Annotated in this window: 13 protein-coding genes; 5 read left to right on the forward strand and 8 right to left on the reverse strand. The window is 63.3% G+C overall.

The features are described 5' to 3' along the window. The first annotated feature begins 99 nt into the window (after window positions 1-99). Window positions 100-1,041 (forward strand): CysB family HTH-type transcriptional regulator, encoded by a 942-nt coding sequence (locus AC097O_RS22485; RefSeq protein ID WP_315204741.1) that lies wholly within the window; start codon window positions 100-102, stop codon window positions 1,039-1,041. Beyond that, window positions 1,031-2,200 (forward strand): pyridoxal phosphate-dependent aminotransferase, encoded by a 1,170-nt coding sequence (locus AC097O_RS22490; protein ID WP_479595190.1) that lies wholly within the window; start codon window positions 1,031-1,033, stop codon window positions 2,198-2,200. The genes AC097O_RS22485 and AC097O_RS22490 overlap by 11 nt, the downstream gene beginning before the upstream one ends. 105 nt (window positions 2,201-2,305) lie before the next feature. Here AC097O_RS22490 and AC097O_RS22495 read toward each other — a convergent pair whose 3' ends face one another. From AC097O_RS22495 to AC097O_RS22530, 8 genes are all read right to left on the reverse strand, one after another. After that, complete coding sequence (locus AC097O_RS22495) at window positions 2,306-3,076, reverse strand: 3-hydroxybutyrate dehydrogenase (protein ID WP_479595191.1); 771 nt, start codon at window positions 3,074-3,076, stop codon at window positions 2,306-2,308. A gap of 153 nt (window positions 3,077-3,229) precedes the next feature. Further along, window positions 3,230-4,564, reverse strand: a complete 1,335-nt coding sequence (locus tag AC097O_RS22500) for a sigma-54-dependent transcriptional regulator (protein ID WP_479595192.1) — start codon at window positions 4,562-4,564, stop codon at window positions 3,230-3,232. Continuing rightward, the gene (locus AC097O_RS22505; protein ID WP_479595193.1) at window positions 4,557-6,440 is read right to left on the reverse strand and encodes a sensor histidine kinase; all 1,884 of its coding nucleotides are present in this window, start codon (window positions 6,438-6,440) and stop codon (window positions 4,557-4,559) included. Before AC097O_RS22505 ends, AC097O_RS22500 begins: the two co-directional genes overlap by 8 nt. Before the next feature lie 23 nt (window positions 6,441-6,463). Further along, complete coding sequence (locus AC097O_RS22510; protein ID WP_479595194.1) at window positions 6,464-8,746, reverse strand: DUF6351 family protein; 2,283 nt, start codon at window positions 8,744-8,746, stop codon at window positions 6,464-6,466. Window positions 8,747-9,093: 347 nt separating this feature from the next. Continuing rightward, complete coding sequence (locus AC097O_RS22515) at window positions 9,094-9,882, reverse strand: substrate-binding periplasmic protein (protein ID WP_479595195.1); 789 nt, start codon at window positions 9,880-9,882, stop codon at window positions 9,094-9,096. A 54-nt stretch (window positions 9,883-9,936) separates the two neighbouring features. Next, on the reverse strand, window positions 9,937-13,815 hold the full coding sequence (hrpA, locus tag AC097O_RS22520; RefSeq protein WP_479595196.1) for an ATP-dependent RNA helicase HrpA: 3,879 nt from the start codon (window positions 13,813-13,815) through the stop codon (window positions 9,937-9,939). A 62-nt stretch (window positions 13,816-13,877) separates the two neighbouring features. Further along, entirely contained in the window at window positions 13,878-15,026 is a 1,149-nt protein-coding gene (locus AC097O_RS22525) for an OmpA family protein (protein WP_479595197.1), read from the reverse strand. 36 nt (window positions 15,027-15,062) lie between these two features. Beyond that, window positions 15,063-16,928, reverse strand: coding sequence for an Ig-like domain-containing protein (locus AC097O_RS22530; protein WP_479595198.1), 1,866 nt, complete (start codon window positions 16,926-16,928; stop codon window positions 15,063-15,065). Between the two features lie 389 nt (window positions 16,929-17,317). On the opposite strand from AC097O_RS22530, the gene AC097O_RS22535 reads away from it, so the two are divergent. The 3 genes from AC097O_RS22535 (at window position 17,318) to AC097O_RS22545 (ending at window position 18,738) form a co-directional block, all read left to right on the forward strand. Next, entirely contained in the window at window positions 17,318-17,629 is a 312-nt protein-coding gene (locus AC097O_RS22535) for a DUF6364 family protein (protein WP_479595199.1), read from the forward strand. Next, window positions 17,626-18,036 carry a PIN domain-containing protein gene (locus AC097O_RS22540; RefSeq protein WP_479595200.1) on the forward strand — a complete coding sequence of 137 codons (411 nt, stop codon included), beginning with the start codon at window positions 17,626-17,628 and terminating at the stop codon, window positions 18,034-18,036. The genes AC097O_RS22535 and AC097O_RS22540 overlap by 4 nt, the downstream gene beginning before the upstream one ends. Window positions 18,037-18,108: 72 nt before the next feature. Next, the gene (locus tag AC097O_RS22545; protein ID WP_479595201.1) at window positions 18,109-18,738 is read left to right on the forward strand and encodes a hypothetical protein; all 630 of its coding nucleotides are present in this window, start codon (window positions 18,109-18,111) and stop codon (window positions 18,736-18,738) included. The last annotated feature ends 103 nt before the right edge of the window (window positions 18,739-18,841 follow it).

An 18,841-nucleotide genomic window follows, 5' to 3' on the forward strand; every position in this document is an offset into this window, starting at 1 on the left:
AAACAACTTTCATGGCTCGGGGTGCTCTGCACCCGAGTCCATGAAAGCTGGTATAGATGATTCGGGCATAATGAATTTCAATATAAGCTGAAATTCGATATGAACCTACACCAATTCCGCTTTGTGCAGGAAGCCGCCCGGCGCGGGCTGAACCTGACCGAAGCCGCCAAAGCCCTGCACACCTCCCAACCCGGGGTCTCCAAAGCCATCATCGAGCTGGAAGAAGAGCTGGGCGTGGAGATTTTTGCCCGCCACGGCAAGCGCCTCAAACGCATCACCGAGCCCGGCCAGCACGTGCTCAGCAGCATCGAAGTCATCATGCGCGAGGTGGGCAACCTCAAACGCATAGGCGAACAGTTCAGCGCGCAAGACAGCGGCACCCTGTCGATTGCCACCACCCATACCCAGGCGCGCTACGTGCTGCCGGTGCCGGTGGCCAAGCTGCGCGAGGCCTATCCCAAGGTGAACGTGAGCCTGCACCAGGGCGCCCCCGACCAGGTGGCCCGCATGCTGATCGACGAAGTGGCCGAGATCGGCATCGCCACCGAATCGCTGTCCAACTACACCGAATTGGTCACCCTGCCCTGCTACGAATGGCAGCATGTGATCGTCTTTCCGGCCAACCATCCGCTCGCAAAAAAAGAGCGCCTCACGCTGGAGGATATTGCGCAGGAGCCGATAATTACCTACCACCCGTCGTTCACCGGCCGCACCAAGATCGACCAGGCCTTTGCCGCCCGCAAGCTGGTGCCCCGCATCGCCCTGGAAGCCATCGACTCCGACGTGATCAAGACCTATGTGCGCCTGGGCCTGGGCATCGGCATCGTGGCCGAAATGGCGGTGCGCGACGATGTCAATTCGGATTTGATCGTGCGCCCCGGCGGCATTTTGTTTGGCGTGAACGTCGCCCGCGTGGCGTTCAAACGCAGTGCGTATCTGCGCAATTTCGTTTATAAGTTTGCCGAGCTGCTGAGCGACCGGCTGGACCGGAATTTGGTGGCGCAGGCTATGTCTGGACACGTTAACGACTATGAGCTCTAGCATGCATCCTCGTACCCCTGCCATCCAAACCAAGCTCCCGTTAGTGGGCACCACCATCTTCACCGTGATGTCGGCCCTGGCCGCCCAGCACAACGCGGTGAACCTGGGCCAGGGCTTCCCGGATTTCAACTGCGACCCCGCGTTGGTACAGGCCGTGGCCGAGGCCATGCAGCAGGGCCTGAACCAGTACCCGCCCATGCCCGGCATTCCGGCGCTGCGCGAGGCGGTTGCTGCAAAAATTGAAGCACTCCACGCCCGCAAATACAGCGCTGCGACCGAGATCACCATAACGGCCGGGGCCACCCAGGGCATCATCACCGCCATCCTGGCCGTCGTGCGCCCCGGTGACGAAGTCATCGTGCTGGAGCCCTGCTACGACAGCTACGTGCCCAACATCGAGTTGGCCGGTGGCACGGCGGTGCGGGTGCCGCTGACGCCCCGTACCTTCCGCCCCAACTTCGAAAAAATCGCCGCCGCCATCACGCCCCGCACCCGCGCCATCCTCATCAACTCGCCGCACAACCCCAGCGCCACCATCTGGTCACGCGCAGACATGCTGGCGCTGCAAGACCTGCTGGAGCCCACCGAGGTGCTGCTGATCAGCGACGAGGTGTATGAACACATGGTGTTCGATGGCCAACAGCACGAAAGCGCCGCCCGCTACCCCGGCCTGGCCGCGCGCGCCTTCATCGTCAGCAGCTTTGGCAAGACCTTCCACGTGACCGGCTGGAAAGTCGGCACCGTGGTGGCCCCCGCCCCGCTGATGGCCGAGTTCCGCAAGGTGCACCAGTTCAACGTATTTACCGTCAACACGCCCGTGCAGCACGGGCTGAGCCATTACCTGGCCAACCCCGCGCCCTACCTGGAGCTGCCTGCCTTCTACCAGCGCAAACGCGACCTGTTCCGCGCCGGACTGGCCGCCACCAAATTCAAGCTGCTGCCCAGCGAAGGCAGCTACTTCCAGTGCGTGGATATCTCTGACGTGAGCGACCTGGGCGAGGCGGATTTCTGCCAGTGGCTGACCCGCGAGGTCGGCGTGGCCGCCATTCCGCTGTCGGCGTTCTACGGCAACGGCTTCGACCAGCGCGTGGTGCGGTTTTGCTTTGCCAAAAAAGACGAAACCCTGCACGCAGCGCTGGAGCGCCTGGCGAAGCTATAAATAAAAATGCTCCTGTTTTTGATATCAAAAACAGGAGCTGCCTACGCCCATCTAATAGGCGCTAGAGGGTGATTCAAGGCCTGAAAAACGGCCTTAAATCCCTCATTACTGGGCCGTCCAGCCGCCGTCGTTCGCCCAGGCCACGCCGCGCACGTTGTCGGCCGCGGGCGAGCAGAAGAACACGGCCAGGCCGCCCAGCTGCGCGGGGGTGGTGAACTGCAGCGAGGGCTCTTTTTCCTGCAGCAGCTCTTTGGTGGCCTGCGCCACGGTGATGCCTTCCTTGGCGGCGCGGTCGTCGATCTGCTTTTGCACCAGCGGGGTCAGCACCCAGCCCGGGCAGATGGCGTTGACGGTGATGCCGGTGGTGGCGGTTTCCAGGGCCACGCACTTGGTCATGCCCACCACGCCGTGCTTGGCGGCCACATAGGCCGACTTGTTGGCCGAGCCCACCAGGCCGTGGGCCGATGCCACGCTGATCACCCGGCCCCAGTTTTTGGCGCGCATGCCCGGAATCACCAAACGCGTGGCGTGGAAGGCGGCGCTGAGGTTGATGGCGATGATGGCATCCCACTTTTCGATCGGAAACTCTTCGACCGGGGCCACGTACTGGATGCCGGCGTTGTTCACCAGAATGTCCACGCCGCCAAATTCGGCATCGGCATAGGCCACCATGGCGGCGATCTCGGCGGGCTTGCTCATGTCCGCACCGCTGTAGCCCACCTTGACGCCCAGCGCCTCGACCTCGGCCTTGGGAGCCGCATGGTCGCCAAAGCCGTTCAAGATGATGTTGGCACCCTGCTTGGCCAGTTCCAATGCGATACCCAAACCGATACCGCTGGTAGAGCCGGTGACGAGTGCAGTTTTTCCGTTCAACATGTGAGTAATCCTGTGGTTGAGAAATTGGAGACTAGCGGAAACTATAGCGCCATGCGCCCATCCAGGCGGCCTGCAAAGCCGTTCTTTGCACAACGCTTATATAACTTGGCGTACGGACCGCAGCGCCCCGTAAAGCACGCAATATTTGTACCGTCAGTCCACTTTAAAGTCTTGGGGTGACAGTTCCAGGCGCTTCATCTTGTCGTACAGGGTTTTTTTGGGAATACCCAGCCGTTCACTGGCCGCCGCCGCCCGCCCGTTGCAAGTGGCCAGGGCCTCGGTGATGAGGTAGCGTTCGAAGTGCAGCAGTTGTTCGTCCAGCGTAGACGGGGTGGGTCCGGCGGCGGCCTGGTCGGGCATGCCCAGCACCAGCCGGTCGGCCACGTTACGCAGCTCGCGCACATTGCCGGGCCAGGGGCGGCTGAGCAAGTCGCCCATTTGCTGGGCATCCAGCTCGGGCACGGGCCGCTCGTAGCGCAGCGCGGCTTGCAGCATGAAGTGCGACAGCAGCATGGGAATGTCTTCGCGCCGCTCGCGCAGCGGCGGGATGTTCAGCACCACCACGCTCAGGCGGTAGTACAGGTCGTTGCGAAACGGGTGCTCTTTGGTGGGGTGGAGCAAATCGGTTTTGGTGGCGGCCAGCACGCGGCAGTCCATGGCGTGCAGGTCGTTGGAGCCCAGGCGTTCGAACTGCCGCTCTTGCAGGGTGCGCAGCAGTTTGACCTGCAGCGTGGCGGGCATGGTTTCGATCTCGTCCAAAAACAGGGTGCCGCCTGCCGCGTGTTCGATCTTGCCGATGCGGCGCTTGGCGGCCCCGGTGAACGCGCCCATCTCATGGCCAAACACCTCGCTTTCAAACAGCGCTTCGGGCAAGCCACCGCAGTTGATGGCGGCAAACGGCTGGGCCGCGCGTTTGCTGAAGTCGTGCAGGCTGCGCGCCACCAGCTCTTTGCCGGTGCCGGTTTCGCCGGTGATCATCACGTCGGCCGGGGTGGATGCCACGTTCAAAATCGCCCGGCGCAGGGCCACGATGGCGCTGGAGCGGCCAATGATCTTGGCCTCGATCGCCTCAAAATTCTTCAGCTTGCCGCGCAGTGCATCCACCTCCAGGCTGAGCAGGCGCTTTTCCAGGGCACGACCCACCACCTCCACCAGTTGCTCGGAAGAAAAAGGCTTTTCAATGAAGTCGTAGGCCCCGCTGCGCATGGCGTGCACGGCCATCGAAATGTCGCCGTGGCCAGTGACCAAAATTACCGGAATGCCGCTGTCCACCCGTTGGGCGTGCTCCAGCAGTTGCAGGCCGTCTTTGCCGGGCAGCTTGACATCGGTGACCAGCACGCCGCGAAAGCCCGGCGCAATGTGGGGAATGACCTGCTCGGCCGAGCTGACCGCCCGCACCCGGTAGCCCGCCAGTTGCAGCGCCTGGGTGCTGCCCAGGCGCACGGCGGGGTCGTCTTCGACAAACAGGATCAGCGGGTCTTCAGTCATGCGGATGGGGTTCTGGCAGCGCCAAAGGTAGTTTCACGGTAAATAGGGCCCCGCCCAAAGGGCTGCGCCCGGCGGTCAGGCTGCCGCCAAACTCGCGCACGATATCGGCCGAGATGGCCAGCCCCAGCCCCAGGCCTACACCTTGCTGCTTGGTGGAGAAAAACGGTTCGAACAAATGGGGTTCTACGGCTTCAGAAATGCCTGCGCCATTGTCGTGTACCTCGATCACCGCGCTATCGCCGTCGGCATGGCAAGCCACCTCCACCCGCCCCGCATCGGTGTCGGCTACGGCATCCAGCGCGTTGCCCAGCAGGTTCACCAGCACCTGCTCCAGCCGGGTGCTGTCGCACAGGGCGTACACGGCATCCAACGGGGTGTTCACCGCCACCGGGATGGGCCGCTCACGCGCCACCTGGGCCAGCAGCAGCCTGGCGTTGCCAATGGCGTAGGCCACGTCCACGGGCCGACGCTCGGCGGTGGATTTGCGGGCGAAGAGCTTGAGCTGCGAGGTGATCTTGCCCATGTGCTGGGCCAGGTGGCCAATCAGGGCCAGGTTGGAATCCACGATGTCGCGCTGGCCGCGGGCCAGAAACACCACGGTGTTGGCCGACAAGGTTTGCAAGGCGGCCAGGGGCTGGTTCAACTCGTGGGTGATGCCCGCCACGATCTTGCCCAGGGCGGCCATTTTGGCGGCGTGGACCAGCTCGCTCAGGGTGGCTTTGAGCGTGTCTTCGGCACGCCTGCGCTCCCCAATTTCAGTTTGCAGTTGCTGGTTGGCACCGCGCAGGTCTTTGGTGCGCAGGCTGACTTTTTGCTCCAGGTCTTCGTTGGCCTGCCGCAGCGCGGCCTGGGTCTGCAAGGTATCGCGCACAAACCTGCGGCGCTGCAAAAAGTACAGCAACACCACATACGACAACACCACCGCCAGCGCGGCGATGGTGGCACTGGTGCGGGCGAATACGCGCTGTTCCGCAATATCGCTGAGCACCGCAATCTGCCAGTCGGTGCCCACAACCGGGCTGCTGCGCGACAAATACGACACACGGGCCGGGGCGGCACTATCGGCCACTGCCACGATGGCGGCACCGTTGCCCAGGCTGCGTACATGTTCGAAGCCCACCGGCTCCAGCGGGTCGGCCTCGGCGTATTGGCGCGTGGCTTTGAGGCGCTGGCGCGTGGCTTCGGACAAAGCGGCCAGGGTTTTGAACTTCCACGCAGGCTGGGACGACAAAAATACCACCCCATTGCCGTCGGCCACCACAATCCGCTCGCCCGGCTGCTGCCAGGCGCGGTCGAGCCGGTCCAGGTTGACCTTGACCGCCACCACGCCCACCACCCGGCCCTGGCTTTGGATGCCATGGGCAAAGTAGTAGCCCGCCTCGCGGCTGACCACGCCAATCCCGTAAAACCGGCCCGGCTTGCCTTGCAGCGCATCCTGGAAATACGGGCGGTAGGCAAAGTTCATGTGCACAAAGCTGCTGGGCTGGTTCCAGTTGCTGGAGGCCAGCGTCAGGCCGTTGGCATCCATCACATAAATCGCCGCGGTACCCGCTTGCTCGGTCACGGTTTGCACGTAGCGGTTGACCGCCGCTTGCAGCACCGGGTCTGCGGGGTGCGCCAGCAGGGCCAGCACGTCGTGGTTCAAAGCCACCACGGGCGGCAGGTACTCGTTGCGTTTGAGCTCACTCTGCAGGCCCGACGCATACAGCTCCAGCCGGTGCCCCGTGGCGATGCCCAGGGTAGCAATACCCACCCGCTCGGCCACGCCATAGGCCGCCCACACCACCAGCAGCAAAACCACCGCCAGCGCGGCGGCGGCAGTTCGTTTCAGGGGTGTCGGGCGGCGCTGGGCCGCTGGCGGGAGTTCAGAAGGCATGCGGCATTTTCAAGCCCCGAGCCTTAGGGTTTCAAAATATCAAACACCAAGTTGACCAGCGACGGGCCAAACGACGCATACCCCACCGAGGCAGTTTGGCCTACACCGGGCTTGGACCAATCGCACACGCCGCTTGGGAATGCCGCGTTCAGGCGGGCCAGGTCGCCGGCGCTCAACGCCACAAGGTAGTCGGCGGCGGCCACCGGCTTGGTCTGGCATTTCAGCTTGTCGGCGGCCACCGGGGCACCGGCCTGGGCGCGGGGGTAGGTCCACGAGGGGTACAGCGCATTGCAGGTGCCCGCCGCGCCGCTGCTGGCCAGGGTTTGGGTCTCGGCCATGAACTGGGGTGTGGTGGACTGGGTAAAGCAGCCATCTACCGCCGCTGCGGGCTTCTTGGCAATGACCTTGGCGCGCTGGGTGGCCGAGGAGGTGTCGGCCTTGTAGGCATCGACCCACTGCACAAACAGCGGCCAGCCATCGGCAGCCGATTTGGCGGCCACGGCAGCGCGCTCGGCTTTGCCTGGGGTGGTCAGGCCGAACAGGTCGGGAAAGCTCACCCCGCCGCGCCACATCACGTGGTTTTGCGTGTTGCCATTGGCTTGCAGCATGCGTTCGCGCACCGCAAAGTGGAACCATTGGTAGTGGTAGAACATGTCTTCGTCGTAGAAGTTGGACGAATCGAACACCGGGATGGAGGCCAGGCCGCCGTTGCCGCCCAGTTGCAGGCCCGACTGGTAGGCCCGGGCGATGGCCCCGGCATCGCCCACGGTGCGGGCGGTGGTGTAGTTGCCGTCGCGGTCATAGCCGCCCATCTTTTCGTTCATCTCCAGAAACTGCTCTTTGGAGATGCTGCCGTCGTTCAACTGGGCCAGGCCGTACTGCACGCCCACGTTGTCAAAGGGCCGCAGCGCGTAGCCATTGGCATCCACGCCGTAGACGTTGCGGTTGATGTCAAACACCGTGGCACGCGCCCCTGTGGGGTTGGTGCTGGCGTTCCAGCGCTGCGCAGCGGGCACGGCGGCATTGAACAGCCCTGCCGCATACGCGCCGCCAAACGAGCCGGTGGTGGGAATGGTCTCGGTGCGGCCCGACACCGGGTCGGTACGTCCCGACTGCACGGCCAGGTCGTACCAGGCGCGGGCCGATTTGTGGCCCGATACCTTGACCATCTGTGCCTCGGTGGTGCCGGTCAGGTTGTTGGCGGTGTAGTAGCGGTTCAAGAGCTTGGCATCCATGGCCGACATGGCAATCGACAGCGCGTCTGGGAAAGTGGCGTCGATGTACACGCCGTCCAGCAGGCCGGGGAACGCATCCGCAATCTGCAGGCTGGTGTAGGCACCGCCCGAGGTGCCCACGCTCACCGTGGCGCTGGGCACGCCAAAGGTTTTGATGAAGTGGTCTTTGCCCATCAGCGTGGTTTCGCCCGCCACGGTGGCGTTGCAGCTGTTGGTGGGGTGGTTCAGGGTGTTGGTGAAGACGGCGTAGCCCTCGCCCAGGCGTGTGAGGTTGGTGCCGGTGTACGGGCTGACCCCCATGGCCGCGCCCTGGATGTACCAGCCACCCGCGCAACCCGTGCCGTGCACGGCGATGAGCTTGCGATTCCAGCCTTTGGGTGGCGTGGTGGGGCTGGGGGCCGCGTCTGCCGTGGGGTCGTGCAGCACGGCATTTTGGTAGATGCCCCGGTTCATGGTGCCGGTTTCCACCCGCACCACAAACGGCACGGCGACACCGGCGGTATTGGTGGCGGTGGCTACATCGCTGGGCAAGGCGGTGGTAACTGGCATGGGTTTCAGCGCACCGCCGCTGGTGGCGCGGTACAGGTACTGCACCTGGGTAGGGGCCGAGCACTGGGCATCGGTGGCCGCGCCCAGTTTGCTGCCGTCGGGCAGGGTAAAGCTGGCGGTTTGGCAGTTGTACGGGCTGGTTTGGGGGCCTGAGAGCATGGGGCCGGTCAGCGGGTAGTTGGTCAGCGCCAGCCGTGTTTCGGTGCCGCCAAAGCCCACCACCAAGGTGTTGCTGCCCAGCGCCAGACCCGGCACCACGCCCAGCAAGTGCCCGGTGCGCAGGGGGTCGACTTTGAACACGGCGCTCACATCGGTGCCATTGAGCTTGGCCCTCAACGGCCCGGTGTTGCCCGCCACGGCAATATCCACCAAGGCAGTGCCGCCGCTGACGCGCTCGGCTTGGGACGAGACCACCTCTACCGATGGACCCGGACCATCGCCTCCGCCGCCACAGGCCGCCAAGGCAGCGCCTGCCAGGCTGGCCAGTGAATACGACACTATTTTAAATTTTGTTAATTGCATACCGTCTCCGTGGATGTAAATGGGCTTCTGCGCGGCAAAAGATGCTGCTCAGGCGGGGCCCATCCCCATTTCAGCAAGCGGTATGCCTGCCCATCATAGGAGATACCCTTGGAATGCAAACCACTGATTCAAAAAGGTTTTTTACCAAAATTAAAGCTCTGGAGTGCCCGTGTGTCTTGAAATCCGCAATGCTGCCAATGCCTGCTTGCGGTTAATCAGACACTTTTTTAATATTTGGCTAAAAATAGCTGGGAACTACGCGGCAATTCCCCTGAGGCGGCAAGCCCGCAATAATTAATTTTGATAGCTTGTCACGCTTATGCAATAAGCGCTGGAGGCCGATTTGGCTAATATTTCAACAGGGCACGGGCGGCAGGTGCACCCAGGTGTTTCTGGAATATCGCCTGCAGGCTGCCGTCGGCGCGCATGGTGTTGAGCAGCTCTTGCCAGCGCTGGGCCTGCGCCTGGGTGAAAGCTTTGCGCGACAAGGCCATGTAGTTCAGGGTGGTGGGCAAGCTGGTCAGCTCCACCACCCGCACCTTGTCGGCGATCTGGTTCTGGCCCAGGTACTGCACGTACACATAGGGGTAGCCAAAGATGGCATCGAAGCGGCGCACGCCCAGCATGCGGTACAGCGTCTCCTGGTCCTCCACGTCCTCCAGCCGGCCCTGCTTGCGCAGCTCCTGCACAAAGCCATCCAGCGCCGCGCCGTGCACAAAGCCGCGCACCACGCCCACGCGCACCCGGTTGTCGGCCAGCAGATCGGGCAGCGACTGCAGGGTGGCGGGCAGCTCGGTGCGCAGCAGCAGGCTGTTGCGGTCTGTAAAGTAATCCACGAACCAGGCGAACTGGTCGCGGGCGGGTGTGCGCAGCGCAGAGGCGGTCATGTCCAGATTGCCGCGCTCCAGCTCCAGCCAGGTGCGCGCCCGGGGCTGCACCGCCGCCGCAAACGTGCAGCCCGAGCGCTTTTGCAGCGCATCGACCAGGTCCTTGTCGATGCCCACGCCCCGGCTGTACAAGGCCCCCATCTCAAAGTAGGCAAAGCGGATCGGGCGGTCGGGGCAGAGCGGCAAATCTGCAGCCGCAGCGGCCATGCTGGATGCCAATGCCATGGTGGCGTAGATGCGTTGCAACATTTTTGGACCCCCGCACAGGATTCAAGATGTATCCAGGAGATACAAGTGTAAAGCTCAGGCCCCTAATTGGCTCCAGGCTTTTTCCAGCCGCTTCACGCTGATGGGCTGCGGGGTTTTCAGCTCCTGGGCGAAAAAGCTCACGCGCAGCTCTTCCAGCAACCAGCGGAACTCCTGCATGCGCGCATCGGCCACACCCTTGCGCTCGGCCACCAGCCGCCAGTAGCGCTGCTCTTGCGGGCGCAGCTCCAGCAGGCGGGCGGCATCGCGGGCCGGGTCGGCGCGGTATTTGTCCAGCCGGGCAGTGATGGCCTTGAGGTAGCGGGCGGTGTGCTGTAGCGCAGGCCAGGGGGTGGCGGCCAGAAAGCGCTTGGGGATCAGGCGGGCGAGCTGCTGGGCGGCATCGGCCGTGGCCTCGGGGGCGTTCTTGGTGTCCTTGATCTTGCGGGCGGCGGTGCCGTACTCGGTGAGTACCGTCAGGGCCAGGCGCGCCACCTCGTTGGCGATCAGGGTCAGGCGGCCCCGGCCTTCGTCGATGCGGCGCTTGAAGGCGAATTCATCGGTGGGCAGGGGGTCGAGCAGAAAGGCCCGGTCCAGCGCCACGTCGATGATTTGCGCGCGCAGCTCCTCTATCGTGCCGCCGCCCGAGCCGTCGGCGTTCTTGCCCACCTGCATATAGACCACGGCCATTTTTTGCAGGTCGGGGATGTTTTTTTCCAGATACTTCAGCGCGTCCTTGATCTGCAACGAGAACAGGCGGCGCAGGCCAGCACGGTGCTTGGCGGCGGCTACTTCGGGCTCGTCGAACACCTCAATCGTCACCGCATCGCCCGCGTCGATCAGGCCGGGGTAGCCGATCAGCGTCTGGCCGCCCTTCTGGATTTCCAGCAGCTCGGGCAGCTCACCGAAGGTCCAGGCGGTGTAGCGCTGGTTCGCCGGGGCCACCGGTGTCGCTACTTTTTTAATAGCTGCTTGCGCCGATGGAATGGGCGCTACGGGCTGATTTGGCTTAGAAATCTCGGCATTTTGGGCCATCTTCAAACCCGCCAGCGCCTGGAACGCCCCACGCGCCTGCGCGCCCAGCTCGGCCTTCAGTGCGCCCAGGTTGCGGCCCGTGCCCAGCTGGCGGCCATGTTCGTCCACCACGCGAAAGTGCATGAACATGTGCGGGCTGAGCATGTCGGCCTTGATGTCGGCCCGGGCGATGTCCAGCGAGGTGGCGGCGCGCACCAGCTTCAGCACTGCATCCACCAGCGGGCCGTGGCCGAATAGCTCGGGCGTGTTCAGCGTCTCGGCCATGGTGCGGGCGGTTTCGGGCAGCGGCACCAGGCGCGAGCGGGGCCGCTGGTGCAGGGTCTTGATCAGCGCCTGCACCTTGTCTTTGAGCATGCCGGGCACCAGCCATTCGCAGCGTTCGTCGTTCACCTGGTTCAGCACAAACAGCGGCACGGTGACGGTCAGGCCATCCTTCGCATCGCCCGGCTCGTGCAGATAGGTGGCCGCGCAGTCCACGCCGCCCAGGCGGATGGTTTTGGGGAAAGACTGGGTGGTAATACCCGCCGCCTCGTGGCGCATCAGCTCCTCGCGGGTCAGCAGCAGGAGTTTGGGGTTGTGCTGCAGCGCATCCTTGTACCAGCGCTCGAAGCTGGCGCCGCCGTACACATCGGCGGGCAACTGCTGGTCGTAGAAGGCGTAGATCAGCTCGTCGTCTACCAGCACGTCTTGGCGGCGGGCCTTGTGCTCCAGGTCTTCCACCTGCTTGATGAGCTTGAGGTTGGCCTCCAGAAACGGGAACTTGCAGTCCCACTGCCCCTGCACCAGGGCTTCGCGGATGAAGATTTCGCGCGCCCCCACCGGGTCTACCCGGCCAAAGTTGGCGCGGCGGCCGCTGTAGATGACGATGCCGTACAGCGTTGCCCGCTCCAGCGCGGTGACTTCGCTGGCCTTCTTTTCCCAATGCGGGTCGAGCAGCTGCTTCTTGAGCAAATGGCCCGCGACCTGCTCCACCCACTGCGGCTCGATGCCCGCAATGCCGCGGCCAAACAGGCGCGTGGTTTCCACCAGCTCGGCCACCACGATCCAGCGGCCCGGCTTCTTGCGCAGGTGCGCGCCGGGATGGCGGTGGAACTTGATGCCGCGCGCGCCCAGGTACTCGGTCTGCGCGACCTCATCGCCCTCGGTCTTCCAGCCGATGTTGCCCAGCAGGCCGGACAGCATCGACAAATGGATTTGCTCGTAGCTGGCCGGGGCCGCATTCAAGCGCCATTTGTGCTCGGCCACCACAGTGTGCAGCTGGCTGTAGATGTCGCGCCACTCGCGCACGCGGCGGATGTTGACAAAGTTTTGCCGCAGCAACTGCTCGTACTGGCGGTTGCTGAGCTTGTGTGCGCCCTCGCCTCCGCGTGCGTCGTTGATCCACTTCCACAGGTTCAGGTAACCGCTGAACTCGCTGCGGTCGTCGTCAAACTTGGCGTGCGCTTGGTCGGCCTGGGCCTGCATGTCCATGGGGCGGTCGCGCACGTCCTGCACGCTCAGGGCCGATGCAATCACCAGCACCTCGTCCAGCGCTTGCCGGTCGCGGGCTTCCAGGATCATGCGGCCCACGCGGGGGTCGAGCGGCAGCTTGGCCAGCTCTTTGCCCATGGCGGTGAGCTCGTTCACATCGTCCACCGCGCCCAGCTCGTTGAGCAGCTGGTAGCCGTCGGCAATGGCGCGGCTGGAGGGGCGCTCCAGAAACGGAAAGTCGTCCACCACGCCCAGGTGCAGCGACTTCATGCGCAGAATCACCCCGGCCAGCGAGCTGCGCAAAATTTCGGGGTCGGTAAAGCGCGGGCGGCCATTGAAATCGACCTCGTCGTACAGCCGGATGCAGATGCCGTTGGCCACCCGCCCGCAGCGCCCGGCGCGCTGGTTGGCCGAAGACTGGCTGACCGGCTCCACCAGCAATTGCTCCACCTTGCTACGGAATGAATAGCGCTTGATGCGCGCCGTACCTGCGTCGATCACGTATCTCGTGCCTGGCACCGTGAGCGAGGTTTCGGCCACGTTGGTAGCCAGCACGATGCGGCGATCGCCGTGGTTGTCGAAGATGCGGTCCTGCTCGGCCGGGCTCAGGCGGGCAAACAGCGGCAGCACCTCGGCGCTGCGGTACAGCGGCTGGTGGCTTACGTGCTTGCGCAGGTGGTCGGCGGCCTCGCGGATTTCGCGCTCGCCGGGCAGGAAGATCAGGATGTCGCCCGCGTTGTGCGGGTCGCGCCAGAGCTCGTCCACGCCGTCGGCAATCGCGTCGTTCAGGCCGTATTCGCGGCTTTCCTCGAAGGGGCGGTAGCGCTGCTCCACCGGGAACATGCGGCCCGACACCATGATGACGGGGGCCGGTCCGTTGCGCGATTCAAAGTGCTTAGAAAAGCGGTCGGCGTCGATGGTGGCGGAGGTGACGATCACCTTCAGATCCGGCCTGCGCGGCAATATCTGGCGCAGGTAACCCAGCAAAAAGTCGATGTTCAGGCTGCGCTCGTGCGCCTCGTCGATGATCAGCGTGTCGTAGGCCTGTAGCAAAGGGTCGGTCTGCGTTTCGGCCAGCAAGATGCCGTCGGTCATCAGCTTCACCGAGGCATCGCGCCCCAGCCGGTCCTGGAAGCGCACCTTGAAACCCACCACCTCGCCCAGCGGGGTTTTGAGCTCTTCGGCAATACGCTTGGCCACCGAGCTGGCGGCGATACGGCGCGGCTGGGTGTGGCCGATCAAATGGCCGCGAGCGCCCGGGTGGTTTAGCTTGCCGCGCCCCATGGCCAGGGCGATCTTGGGCAACTGCGTGGTTTTGCCGGAGCCGGTTTCGCCACACACAATCACCACCTGGTGCTGCGCAATGGCCTCCATGATCTCGTCGCGCTTGGCGGATACGGGCAGGGATTCGGGGAACTCAATTTTCAACATATCCGGGGATTATCCGGGCTGGAGGGCTTGCCCCACGCCAGCCCGGCGCACGCCCTTACACCCTAGCGGGTGCCAGTGACTTCGATCTCTACCCTGCGGTCGGGTTGAAGGCAGGCGATCAAGGCCTTGGTGGCTTTGTTGCCCTTGCAGTCGCCCGGCTGGGTTACCGGGTCAGAACCATCCACACCCCTGGCGGCAATTTTGGCGGCCGGAATGCCCCCCGACTGCACCAGGTAGTTAGACACCACCTCGGCGCGGCGGGTAGACAGCTTCATGTTGTACGCATGGGAGCCGATGCGGTCGGTATGCCCGGTGACGGTGATGGCATCGAACCGCAGGCCCTTCAGGTCGGCGGCGAATGTGTCCAGCGCCCGTTGGCCTGCGGGTGCCACCGTGGCCTGGTCAAATCCGAATAAAGAATCGGCGGACAAAGTCACCTTCATTGCAGGCGCGGGCGCGGGGGGTGGCACGGGCATGGGCATGGGGGCCGGTGCCACCACCTGCGGCTCGGGTGCCGCCCGCATGGGTTCGGGCGTGGCCGCGCGGGCCACCGGCGCGTAGCTGGGGCCGCCAAAGCGGTACACCAGGCCTACCGACACCATGTCCACATCGCCCTTGTTGCCCACCGCGTCGTTGACACGGTAGCGCTCGACCTCGGCACGCATGGCCAGCGACTCGCTGAACGCGTACTGCACGCCCAGGCCCAGCTTGAGGTTGGTGTCGTGCTTGCGGGGGTTGGGGTTATTCACCCCCACCGCACCGGTGCCCGAGAAGGTGTCGGACGCACGGGCGTAGTTGGCACCCACGCGGGCCAGCGCCGAGAACTTGCCGGTGATGGGCAGCGTGCCCACCAGGTCCAGGTTCAAGCCCCGCAGCTTGATCTCGCCTTGCAGGCTGCCCGCGGGCACCGTGTTGGCGGTAAAGCCAAACTTGCCCAGGTCAAAGTACCCGCCTTCCAGCGCGAAGTTTGGGTGGAACTGGTAGCCACCAAATACCTTGTAGCCGGTGCTGCGGCCATCTTCGGCAATCGACACCGAACCAAAGCCGTTGGCCAGCAAGCTGCTACGGATCCGTGCGTCGTCGATATCGGCCCGGGTCGGGCCTACGCTGGCGCCGCCATACCAGCCGGTGCTATCTGCCAGGGCCATCGGGCTGGCCAGGGCCGCCACCGCCGCGCAGGCCAGTGCGCACGAGGTTTTTTGAAAGTTCATAGGGTTCTCCAAGGGGGTGTGGGGGTGCTGGCGGGATCAGGGAGCGGGCACATTGATCAGCGTGTCCACCAACGTCACCGAGGCACCCAGCGACAAGATGCGGCCGTTCAGCGTCACCGGCACGGTATTGCCCACGGTAGAGAACGAGGCTCCAGTCTGGGTGATGATGGTGCCCGCCATGCTGCCGCCACCGGCCGCATTGATGGTGGCAAACGCGCCCACCTGCCAGTAGATGTTCTTGGCCTGCGCGCCGCCCGCCAACACAATGCGCTGGGGAAAGGCGGCACCGGGTCCGCCCACCGTCAAGGTGGTGGCCATCTGGAACACCCAGACCGCGTTGGCATCGCCCTGGGCATCCAGCGTCAGGTCACCGCCTTGCACCATGAACGAGCCGCTGGGCGAGGTGTACACGCCGGGTGCCAGCGTCAGGTTGGCCAGATTCGCACCGGGGTTGGCACCGGGCGGCTTCGCCACCAAGGCCAGATACGCGGTTTGGGCATCCAGCCGGGCCTGGGTGGCCACGGCACAGTTGGCGGCATTCGGACCTGCGGCGTTGGGGCCGGTGACTGAGTTGGTGCAGGTGAAGATGGTGCCGTTCACCGCGCCGATGCTGGCCGGGGTTTCGGTGTAGATATCGCCATTTCGGTCATGGAAGCCGCGGATCGACGAGGTGCCGGTGGCAATGGTGCCGATGTTGCCGTTGACCTGCGTCAACACCCCGGTATTGGTCATGCCCGCAGTACCGCCAAAGGTGCCAAAGGTCGCCGCCGATCCCAGGTTGATGCTGGGTGGCAACACCGTCACCGCCGCCGTGGTGAAGCGCCACACCTTGTCGGCGGCCAGCACGTTGCCTGCAATGTCCTGCACGCCACCAGTGCCGCCCTTGAGCGTGGCGGTGTACAAGGTATTGTTGGCCAGCGGGTTGGTAGGTGTGAAGGTGGCCACCTGGCTCACCGCGTTAAAGCCCACCTGGCCCGGCACGCCGGCCACGCTGAAGTTGGTGGCGTTGATGCTGTTCGCATCCATAGCCTCACTGAAGGTGGCGCTGGGTGCGCTGCTGTTGGGCACCTGGGTGGCGTTGTCCACCGGGAACACCAGGCTGACCGTGGGGGCGGTGGTGTCCGCCGTGGCGGCTGTCGTCCAGCTCCACACATACGGGCTGGCCAGGGCGTTGCCTGCCAGGTCCATGGCTCCCGTGCCCAAGGTGGCGGTGTAAGTGGTGTTGGCCGCCAATGCGTTAGTGGGTGTGAAGACCACGTTGCCGCCAGAAGACGACACCGTGCCGGGCACCACCGTAGCGCCTTGCATGAAGCTGAAGGTGGTGGCGTTGATGCTGGTGGGGTCTACCGATTCGCTGAACGTGGCTCCCACGCGGGTGTTGGTGGGCACGCCGGTGGCGCCATTGGCGTGGATGGTGCCGGTCACCGTGGGCGCTGTCAGGTCGCTGGTCACACCGGTGGTGAAGGTCCACGCATGGTCGCTGGCCAGCGCAAATCCGGCCGTGTCCTTGGCGGCAGTGCGCACGGTGGCGGTACACAACACGTTGGGTGGCAGGGTGGACGTGGACGGAAGGGACAGCGTTGCCAACCGGGCCACCGCGTCATATCCCACCACGCCCGCCACCGGCGTACCCGTGGGACAGGCCAGCGTGAAGGAGCTGGCCGTCAAGGTGCTGCCGTCCATCGCCTTGCTGAAGCCCGCGATGATTTTTTTGGTATTGATGGGTACCAGGCTGGCACCCGGCAGCGGGCTGGCACTGGTCACAACCGGGGCCACACCCACGGTGCCGCCGGTACCCAAAATCGGATCCCGTCCCCCGCCGCCGCCACAGGCGGTAAGGGTTCCAACCGCCAACGCCACGGCCCACGGCAGGGCCCGTGGGTGATTTTGTAATGTATGCATTTGATGTCTCTGTGAGGGCTGACGCTGAAGGCGGGCGAGGTAAGCAAACCAGCTTTGGAGTACCGGGCCGAAGTCCTGCATGCATGCGCTGGAGCGTCGATGCAGGATGGCCCGAGTGTTTGCTTCCGTTGCGGCAACGTATGTGCGCTGACGCACACAGCTGCGAAATAAATAGCGCTGCGACCCCACCGCGCCAACCATAGGTGTGGGCGGAGAAGTCGCTTGGCAAAAGCCGATAGCTGCACTATTTATAGCTGCTAGCGCTTATGGAATATAGGCTAGAGGCCAATATTCTCCCAATCTACCGTGAGGCAATGGCCGGGAAGAACGAATTCAAACACAGGTTCACATGTTCACGTGCTATATTGAAACCCCATCCAGGAGAAAGCATGTCCAACCTGACCATTTCGATGGACGACCAACTCATCAAAAAAGCACGTGTGCGCGCCATCCAGCAAGGCACCTCGCTCAGCGCCAAGGTGCGTGAGTTTTTGGAGCAATACGTGGACGGCTCGGACGACGCGCTGAAGAAGCAACGTGAAGCCTCCACCGCCCGGCTGATCGCCACCATGGATGCCGCCACGGCACAAACTACCCCCGATGCGGGCAAAGCGGCACCCAAGCGCAAAACCCTGCGCGACGAGCTCTATGCCGACGACTTCCGCGCCCGTGACCACATCAAAGCCCGCGCCCAACCGTGAGCGTCTTTTTTGACACCAATGTGCTGGTCTACTGCACCGACAGCAAGGAACCGGTAAAGCAAGCCCAGGCACGGCGACTGGTAGCCCAGGCCGGCGCAGACGGCGAGGCGATGATCAGCACCCAGGTGCTGATTGAGCTGTTCAACGTGCTGACCCGCAAACAAAAAATGCCCGCCGACACCGCCCGCACCATGGCATTGGCCTACACCGAATGGCAGGTGGTGCAAAGCGACACCGCCCTGGTCAGCGCCGCCATGGACAAAGCCATCCAGCACAAACTCTCCATCTGGGATGCCATGGTGGTCGAGGCTGCCGTGCGCGCCGGGGCGCAGATTTTGTACACCGAAGACATGACGCACGGGCAGCGGTATGGCGGATTGACGCTGGTGAATCCGTTTTTGGGGTGAGTTCCATGAATTTGAGTCCAACGCTGCCCAAATGATGAAACCTTTTTCACGTTGGATGTCAGGAGCATTGCAATGGATATTCGCTACTTTCTCGATCAGCGACTTATTTTCATTAGGCAGTTGTACGTCAACAGCGCCGCTTCGTTCATCGAGCGGAAGCGGAAAATTGAGGCGGAAGAGGAGCCCTTTGTGCCGCCATACAGCGAAGACGCTGAACCGGCCTTTATTTCCGAATGGCTAGAGGCGGAAGAGTCACTGCAAGTTCTTGGTGGGTCATGCATTTCGATGCTGAGTGCATCGTTGCATCTTTACCTCAAGGCATGGGAACGTCAACTTGGAATTCCTGTCGACAAATCTCTCGCACAGACTTTTAAAAGTCGAGGCTGGTTTCATGGTTACAGGGAATATTTCTTGAACCATTTCAGTGTCAAATTTGAAGATAGCCAGTGCCAGTTGACACTATTGGAAGAACTAGTACTCGCACGAAATCGTGTGCAACATCCAGACTCGATCATCAGCCTGAGTACGTACTACTCTGACGATGACCTGAAGAAAATAAAACACCCCTTCTTCATCAATGATCACGAGCGCGAACTACTAACTAGAGATGAAGAAGATGAAAAAAATTGGTTAATGCCGCCAGCGATTCGTATAACTTCTGAAAAATTTCTGACGGCTCTTAGTGAGGTTGTGCTGGTCTAATTCCCCCGGACACCTCGATAGGTGGAATCCACCTGGACGAGAAATATGACCAAGAAGCAAAGACGAACATTCAACGCGGAGTTCAAGCTGCAAGTCGTGCAGA

The sequence above is a fragment of the Rhodoferax sp. LS1P39 genome (assembly GCF_056521425.1).

Excerpts from the sequence above, each read along its gene's own strand:
- AC097O_RS22490 (WP_479595190.1), top strand. The coding sequence starts at position 1,031 with ATGAGCTCTAGCATGCATCCTCGTACCCCTGCCATCCAAACCAAGCTC.
- AC097O_RS22485 (WP_315204741.1), top strand. The coding sequence starts at position 100 with ATGAACCTACACCAATTCCGCTTTGTGCAGGAAGCCGCCCGGCGCGGG.
- AC097O_RS22525 (WP_479595197.1), bottom strand. The coding sequence starts at position 15,026 with ATGAACTTTCAAAAAACCTCGTGCGCACTGGCCTGCGCGGCGGTGGCG.
- AC097O_RS22510 (WP_479595194.1), bottom strand. The coding sequence starts at position 8,746 with ATGCAATTAACAAAATTTAAAATAGTGTCGTATTCACTGGCCAGCCTG.
- AC097O_RS22500 (WP_479595192.1), bottom strand. The coding sequence starts at position 4,564 with ATGACTGAAGACCCGCTGATCCTGTTTGTCGAAGACGACCCCGCCGTG.
- AC097O_RS22530 (WP_479595198.1), bottom strand. The coding sequence starts at position 16,928 with ATGCATACATTACAAAATCACCCACGGGCCCTGCCGTGGGCCGTGGCG.
- AC097O_RS22545 (WP_479595201.1), top strand. The coding sequence starts at position 18,109 with ATGGATATTCGCTACTTTCTCGATCAGCGACTTATTTTCATTAGGCAG.
- AC097O_RS22515 (WP_479595195.1), bottom strand. The coding sequence starts at position 9,882 with ATGTTGCAACGCATCTACGCCACCATGGCATTGGCATCCAGCATGGCC.
- AC097O_RS22505 (WP_479595193.1), bottom strand. The coding sequence starts at position 6,440 with ATGCCTTCTGAACTCCCGCCAGCGGCCCAGCGCCGCCCGACACCCCTG.
- hrpA (WP_479595196.1), bottom strand. The coding sequence starts at position 13,815 with ATGTTGAAAATTGAGTTCCCCGAATCCCTGCCCGTATCCGCCAAGCGC.
- AC097O_RS22495 (WP_479595191.1), bottom strand. The coding sequence starts at position 3,076 with ATGTTGAACGGAAAAACTGCACTCGTCACCGGCTCTACCAGCGGTATC.
- AC097O_RS22535 (WP_479595199.1), top strand. The coding sequence starts at position 17,318 with ATGTCCAACCTGACCATTTCGATGGACGACCAACTCATCAAAAAAGCA.